The sequence below is a fragment of the Methylomonas aurea genome (genome assembly GCF_024505045.1).
Taxonomy (GTDB): domain Bacteria; phylum Pseudomonadota; class Gammaproteobacteria; order Methylococcales; family Methylomonadaceae; genus Methylomonas; species Methylomonas aurea.
Genome location: NZ_JANIBM010000069.1, coordinates 1 through 5306, shown reverse-complemented (window position 1 = coordinate 5306; position 5306 = coordinate 1). Strand labels below are relative to the sequence as shown.

At 51.2% G+C, this 5306-nt stretch carries 1 protein-coding gene, 2 tRNA genes and 2 rRNA genes; all 5 read left to right on the top strand.

Translation table 11 applies throughout. The features are described 5' to 3' along the window. A partial coding sequence (locus NP603_RS21555; protein ID WP_256612924.1) for a hypothetical protein occupies positions 1 to 180 on the top strand: 180 nt, incomplete at its 5' end. Positions 181 to 325: 145 nt separating this feature from the next. Then, positions 326 to 1861 (top strand): 16S ribosomal RNA (locus NP603_RS21550). 60 nt (positions 1862 to 1921) lie between these two features. Then, positions 1922 to 1998: transfer RNA gene (locus NP603_RS21545), tRNA-Ile, on the top strand. A gap of 108 nt (positions 1999 to 2106) precedes the next feature. After that, positions 2107 to 2182, top strand: a tRNA-Ala gene (locus NP603_RS21540). Positions 2183 to 2521: 339 nt separating this feature from the next. Continuing rightward, positions 2522 to 5306 (top strand): 23S ribosomal RNA (locus NP603_RS21535); the annotation flags it as partial.

Sequence of the window (5306 nt, the reverse complement as noted above, 5' to 3'; positions counted from 1 at the left end):
TCTTGGGTTGGTGGTGATGGGCTTGCTGGTCCTGTTGTTTTGGGAGGTTGGCAGATTGGTGGTTTCGATTTGGAGAGTTTGAATCGAAAGTCGCTGAAAAAAGTGGTTGACATGGTTTCTGATTGCTGTAGAATATGTCGGCTCAACAGGGCGAGATGCTCTGGCTCTTTAACAAACTGAATCGAAATAATTTGTGTGGGTATGTGTAGCGATACGTTTCTGTTAGAAATTATCGGTACAGACCACGTCAATTTAAGCTTATAAATTACGTTCTGTAATCGAGTCAAGATTGGTCGCTAATCTTTCTTAGCGGCAAACCAAAATTAAACTGAAGAGTTTGATCATGGCTCAGATTGAACGCTGGCGGTATGCTTAACACATGCAAGTCGAACGCTGATAAGGTGCTTGCACCTTTGATGAGTGGCGGACGGGTGAGTAATGCATAGGAATCTGCCTATTAGTGGGGGACAACGTGGGGAAACTCACGCTAATACCGCATACGATCTACGGATGAAAGCAGGGGACCTTCGGGCCTTGCGCTAATAGATGAGCCTATGTCGGATTAGCTAGTTGGTGGGGTAAAGGCCTACCAAGGCGACGATCCGTAGCTGGTCTGAGAGGATGATCAGCCACACTGGGACTGAGACACGGCCCAGACTCCTACGGGAGGCAGCAGTGGGGAATATTGGACAATGGGCGAAAGCCTGATCCAGCAATACCGCGTGTGTGAAGAAGGCCTGAGGGTTGTAAAGCACTTTCAATGGGAAGGAATACCTATCGGTTAATACCCGGTAGACTGACATTACCCATACAAGAAGCACCGGCTAACTCCGTGCCAGCAGCCGCGGTAATACGGAGGGTGCAAGCGTTAATCGGAATTACTGGGCGTAAAGCGTGCGTAGGCGGTGATTTAAGTCAGATGTGAAAGCCCCGGGCTTAACCTGGGAACTGCATTTGATACTGGGTCACTAGAGTTGAGTAGAGGAGAGTGGAATTTCAGGTGTAGCGGTGAAATGCGTAGAGATCTGAAGGAACACCAGTGGCGAAGGCGGCTCTCTGGACTCAAACTGACGCTGAGGTACGAAAGCGTGGGTAGCAAACAGGATTAGATACCCTGGTAGTCCACGCCGTAAACGATGTCAACTAACTGTTGGGTTCTTCAAGAACTTAGTAGTGGAGCTAACGTATTAAGTTGACCGCCTGGGGAGTACGGCCGCAAGGCTAAAACTCAAATGAATTGACGGGGGCCCGCACAAGCGGTGGAGCATGTGGTTTAATTCGATGCAACGCGAAGAACCTTACCTACCCTTGACATCCTCGGAACTTGTCAGAGATGACTTGGTGCCTTCGGGAACCGAGAGACAGGTGCTGCATGGCTGTCGTCAGCTCGTGTTGTGAAATGTTGGGTTAAGTCCCGTAACGAGCGCAACCCTTATCCTTAGTTGCCAGCGCGTCATGGCGGGAACTCTAGGGAGACTGCCGGTGATAAACCGGAGGAAGGTGGGGACGACGTCAAGTCATCATGGCCCTTATGGGTAGGGCTACACACGTGCTACAATGGCCGGTACAGAGGGCAGCGAAACCGTGAGGTCAAGCAAATCCCACAAAGCCGGTCCCAGTCCGGATTGCAGTCTGCAACTCGACTGCATGAAGTCGGAATCGCTAGTAATCGCGGATCAGAATGCCGCGGTGAATACGTTCCCGGGCCTTGTACACACCGCCCGTCACACCATGGGAGTGGGTTGCAAAAGAAGTAGGTAGTTTAACCTTCGGGAGGGCGCTTACCACTTTGTGATTCATGACTGGGGTGAAGTCGTAACAAGGTAGCCCTAGGGGAACCTGGGGCTGGATCACCTCCTTACAAAGACAGAATCCCGTTACACGTATCCACAACAAATTATTTCGATTGAAAGACGCACCTGGGTCTGTAGCTCAGTTGGTTAGAGCGCACCCCTGATAAGGGTGAGGTCGGAGGTTCAAATCCTCCCAGACCCACCAACGCGAAAAGCAAGACGAAAGCAACAAGGCAACTGAACACGCAAAAGACATCCGTCGAACTGCTGTTTTGATCTTGACGGTTTCGGCTTTAGTCTTTTGACTGTTTTCGGGGCCATAGCTCAGCTGGGAGAGCGCCTGCCTTGCACGCAGGAGGTCGGGAGTTCGATCCTCCCTGGCTCCACCACTAGCCAGAAGCAAACCTAGCTCCGCGTCTAACGTATCCGTGAAGGCGATCAGCTCTATAACGCTTGGTAGCAGGCTTTATAGAATTGATCCTCGGATCAATACGCTCTTTAACAATATGGAAATCTGTAACCAAGTCTTGATCGGAAACGATCAAAACTGAAACGAGTTACAGTTTACAGAAGCGATTATCGAAAGATAAGCGCGGAAAGTAAACAGTAAATCGTTCTCAAGCAACATCAGCGAACATGTCAGCTGACAAATAACTTAAATAGTAAGCCTAGCAAAGCCGGAGATTACAATCAAAAGCCGAGTGAAAGCAGACGTATTCGGGTTATATGGTCAAGTGAATAAGCGCATACGGTGAATGCCTAGGCAGTAAGAGGCGATGAAAGACGTGGTAGCCTGCGAAAAGCTTCGGGGAGGCGGCAAACAGCCTGTGATCCGGAGATGTCTGAATGGGGAAACCCGGCGAGGATAACCTCGTCATCTTTGAGTGAATACATAGCTCACTGAAGCGAACCCGGAGAACTGAAACATCTAAGTACCCGGAGGAAAAGAAATCAACCGAGATTCCCTTAGTAGTGGCGAGCGAACGGGGACCAGCCCTTAAGTGTTGATGACGTTAGTGGAACGGTCTGGAAAGTCCGGCGATACAGGGTGATAGCCCCGTACACGAAAACGTCTTCAGCATGAAATCGAGTAGGTCGGCGCACGTGAAACGTTGACTGAATATGGGGGGACCATCCTCCAAGGCTAAATACTCCTTACTGACCGATAGTGAACCAGTACCGTGAGGGAAAGGCGAAAAGAACCGCGGAGAGCGGAGTGAAATAGAACCTGAAACCGTATGCGTACAAGCAGTAGGAGCCCCTTCGTGGGGTGACTGCGTACCTTTTGTATAATGGGTCAGCGACTTACATTTTGTGGCAAGCTTAACCGAATAGGGGAGGCGTAGGGAAACCGAGTCTTAATAGGGCGTTCAGTCGCAAGGTGTAGACCCGAAACCGGGCGATCTATCCATGACCAGGTTGAAGGTCAGGTAATACTGACTGGAGGACCGAACCCACTCCCGTTGAAAAGGTAGGGGATGAGTTGTGGATCGGAGTGAAAGGCTAATCAAGCTCGGAGATAGCTGGTTCTCCTCGAAAGCTATTTAGGTAGCGCCTCGTGTATAACTGCTGGGGGTAGAGCACTGTTTCGGCTAGGGGCCCATCCCGGGTTACCAACCCGATGCAAACTCCGAATACCAGCAAGTTTCAGCACGGGAGACACACGGCGGGTGATAAGGTCCGTCGTGAAAAGGGAAACAGCCCAGACCGTCAGCTAAGGTCCCCAAATCTATGCTCAGTGGGAAACGATGTGGAAAGGCACAGACAGCCAGGAGGTTGGCTTAGAAGCAGCCACCCTTTAAAGAAAGCGTAATAGCTCACTGGTCGAGTCGGTCTGCGCGGAAGATTCACCGGGGCTAAGCATAGTACCGAAGCTACGGATTCACGCTATGCGTGAGTGGTAGAGGAGCGTTCCGTACGCCTGCGAAGGTCGATTGAGAAGTCGGCTGGAGGTATCGGAAGTGCGAATGCTGACATAAGTAACGATAAAGGGGGTGAAAAACCCCCTCGCCGTAAACCCAAGGTTTCCTGCGCAACGTTAATCGACGCAGGGTTAGTCGGCACCTAAGGCGAGGCTGAAAAGCGTAGTCGATGGAAAACAGGTTAATATTCCTGTACCAGTATTAACTGCGATGGGGTGACGGAGAAGGCTATATCAGCGGTCGGTTGGAAGTGGCCGTTTAAGCAAGTAGGCAGGTGTCTTAGGCAAATCCGGGATACTTTATGCTGAGATGTGATGACGAGTGTCTCGAAAGAAACGCGAAGTGATAGATGCCCTGCTTCCAAGAAAAACCTCTAAGCTTCAGGTTAATAGTGGCCGTACCCTAAACCGACACAGGTGGGTGGGATGAAAATTCTAAGGCGCTTGAGAGAACCCAGGTGAAGGAACTAGGCAAAATGATACCGTAACTTCGGGAGAAGGTATGCCGTTGATAAGTGAAGTCCCTCGCGGATGGAGCGTAAGGCGGTTGCAAAAAATCGGTGGCTGCGACTGTTTAGCAAAAACATAGCACTCTGCAAACACGAAAGTGGACGTATAGGGTGTGACGCCTGCCCGGTGCTGGAAGGTTAATTGATGGGGTTATCTTCGGAGAAGCTCTTGATCGAAGCCCCAGTAAACGGCGGCCGTAACTATAACGGTCCTAAGGTAGCGAAATTCCTTGTCGGGTAAGTTCCGACCTGCACGAATGGCGTAACGATGGCCACACTGTCTCCACCTGGGACTCAGTGAAATTGAAATCGCTGTGAAGATGCAGTGTACCCGCGGCTAGACGGAAAGACCCCGTGCACCTTTACTATAGCTTGACACTGGACTTTGAACCTACTTGTGTAGGATAGGTGGGAGGCTGTGAAGCAGGAACGCCAGTTCTTGTGGAGCCATCCTTGAAATACCACCCTGGTATGTTTGGAGTTCTAACCTCGACCCGTGATCCGGGTTAGGGACAGTGTCTGGTGGGTAGTTTGACTGGGGCGGTCTCCTCCCAAAGAGTAACGGAGGAGCACGAAGGTACCCTCAGCCTGGTCGGAAATCAGGCAATGAGTGCAAAGGCATAAGGGTGCTTGACTGCGAGACGGACAAGTCGAGCAGGTACGAAAGTAGGTCTTAGTGATCCGGTGGTTCTGTATGGAAGGGCCATCGCTCAACGGATAAAAGGTACGCCGGGGATAACAGGCTGATACCGCCCAAGAGTTCATATCGACGGCGGTGTTTGGCACCTCGATGTCGGCTCATCACATCCTGGGGCTGAAGCAGGTCCCAAGGGTATGGCTGTTCGCCATTTAAAGTGGTACGCGAGCTGGGTTCAGAACGTCGTGAGACAGTTCGGTCCCTATCTGCCGTGGGCGTTTGAGATTTGAGGGAAGCTGCTTCTAGTACGAGAGGACCGAAGTGGACGAACCTCTGGTGTTCCGGTTGTCATGCCAATGGCATTGCCGGGTAGCCACGTTCGGACAGGATAACCGCTGAAAGCATCTAAGCGGGAAGCCCCTCCCAAGATGAGATCTCACTGGGAC